The sequence below is a fragment of the Nitrosomonas sp. genome, from assembly GCF_040240425.1.
Taxonomy (GTDB): Bacteria; Pseudomonadota; Gammaproteobacteria; order Burkholderiales; family Nitrosomonadaceae; genus Nitrosomonas.
This window is the reverse complement of the sequence record NZ_QPHG01000077.1, coordinates 1-2,330: the sequence shown is the minus strand read 5'-3', so window position 1 is coordinate 2,330 and position 2,330 is coordinate 1. Positions and strand designations below refer to the sequence as shown.

2 protein-coding genes are annotated in these 2,330 nt (G+C 40.9%); both read right to left on the bottom strand.

From position 1 onward, the window contains the following. Window positions 1-102: 102 nt before the first annotated feature. The gene (locus DU481_RS15525; RefSeq protein ID WP_350135993.1) at window positions 103-1,194 is read right to left on the bottom strand and encodes a tetratricopeptide repeat protein; all 1,092 of its coding nucleotides are present in this window, start codon (window positions 1,192-1,194) and stop codon (window positions 103-105) included. 44 nt (window positions 1,195-1,238) lie between these two features. Beyond that, window positions 1,239-1,655, bottom strand: a complete 417-nt coding sequence (locus DU481_RS15520) for a hypothetical protein (RefSeq protein ID WP_350135991.1) — start codon at window positions 1,653-1,655, stop codon at window positions 1,239-1,241. Window positions 1,656-2,330: the final 675 nt, after the last annotated feature.

Here is a 2,330-nt window from a genome sequence, read left to right as displayed (position 1 = left end):
AGGGGAAATCCGGCTACAAAACACCACTGAAAAATGAATTGCCGGGAATTCGTGTTCAAAAAAATGGCAGGATTACCGGGAAATCTGGAAATCACTAATTGTTCAGCGCTTCCCTAGCGAATTCCACGTCAATCCCAGATTATTGCGATCTCTCGTCACGCTGGGATGGTCTTCGCCATAAGTTTTCAAATCACTCGCTAGTGCCTGTTCATAATAGCTGATTGCTTTTCGGTATTCGCCGAGTGAATACCAAGCCGATCCCAGATTATTGAGATCTCTTGCCACACTGGGATGGTCTTCGCCATAGTTTTTCAAATCACTCGCTAGCGCCTGTTCATGATAGCTGACTGCTTTTCGGTATTCGCCGAGTGAATCCCAAGCCAATCCCAGATTATTGCGATCTATCGCCACGCTGGGATGGTCTTCGCCATAGATCTTTAAATTACTCGCTAGCGCCTGTTCAAAATAGCTGGCTGCTTTTCGGTATTCGCCGAGTGAACACCAAACCGATCCCAGATTATTGCGATCTCTTGCCACACTGGGATGGTCTTCGCCATAAGTTTTCAAATCACTCGCTAGCGCCTGTTCAAAGTAGCTGACTGCTTTTTGGTATTCACCCTTATCAAGATGTACGCATCCAAGCATATTTTTGTATAAGGTAATCTTTTCTTCATCCTCCCCTTCTTGAGCAAGAATCACGGCTTGTTCATAGGCTTTGATTGCTTCAGCGAATGCAAAACGCGTATGGAGTGATTCAGCTTTTAGGGCTTTATTTTCTGCTGCTGAACGTTTCCGTTTTAGAAAGATTGCTTTGATTTTTTCCGCGGCAGCATTGTCCAATTTCACTGCCTTTTCCAAAAAATCTTCAGCAATTTCATATCGAATATCTGCTATCGCTTGTCTGGCCTGACTCTGCAATGAAGTAACTTCAGGATCATCGGATTCCAGTAGTGCGGCTCGTCTTTCAAGTTCTTTATGGCGTTCCGCTAGTTTCCGTAAAGTGTGATCCCATTCTTCAATGGATACATTTTGTTGGTCGAGTAATCTCAAGAAGTTTCTGACCGCGACTTTACCCACGCCCAACTGTTCAGCCAGCTCAACATCTGTGATGCCTATAGTGTTATTGTTACCAATCTGGATATTTTTATTGTAATCACCTATCTGCATCGGATCCCGCAAGTCATCGTTCGCCATTTTTGGATTTTTTAGCTTTATTAGTTAGATGATTTTTAACGAATTTATTTGTTGATAGTTATGGTGTTACAGTTACCTATTTGCGTATTTTTATTATTGTTACCAACAGTTATGATGTTCACTCCTGGAAAATAACCAGCCTCTTTTAATAACTTCTCCAATTGCTGAGCTTGATCAATTAATGCCGCTTCCGGTTCTGGCATGATTTCGTTTAACTTGTTTGCTAATGGTTTTTGGAAACTTGCTGGGTCATGTTCCAAGTTCTCAATGAAGAGCTTAGCCTCTATTTTTGCTTCGATTTCTTTGGTTTGAGTATCTGCTTCTGATCTAGATTTCCAGTGCTGTATTACGAGGGCTTTCAATCCTTGGTAAGTACCCTTTATGGCCTCACTGGCTGTTTCTTTCAAAGCTGCACTGGCGCCAGCAACCAATGCATTGACTATTATTGAAATTGGTTCCATCGTATCTTCCTTGAGTTTTTCAGTTCCGAATACATGCTTGCAGATTGCATTACCTATTCAGCAAAAATCATGTGTTTGATTCCGCATTATTTAAGCTGATCAAAACGAAAAGGTAAGTAAAGCCATTTTGCTTGAATAACTCACACTTCACAATAAATTTTATAGACATTTGTATTAATGCTAATACCTCCGTATGGCATGGTCAGGCTGCTTCTGTTACTTGCAAAAGAGCAAAGCTGTTGTGCCTGATTCGTTACTTAAGAAGATACAAGTACGCACCGTTAAAAAACGAATAAAGGGTTATCGAAATCACTCAAAAACCTGAAGTTTTTTTTATCTTTATCTTTTTATGTCTCAGCAAATAGAAAAATCAGTCGCTCGTTATCTAGCGATAACGCTCGCGCCTGAATGTGGCGAAATCTTTAAAACGATTCGTGCTAAACGGAATGGCTGGATTAAAATGCCAGAATTGCTTGAACAGGCACGCAAGAACTCTGGCCTTAGTGATACCTACGTTACGCTCTATGAAGCTGAACCTCGTATTAATTATTGTTTGATTAAAGTGTAAGAATTCCTAGCGTTGTTTACAGTATTCAGGAGAATACTGTAGATGAACATACACAAACGCACTCGCTTAACATTATTGGATCGTCAGGAAATCTGGCGGCTTTATCA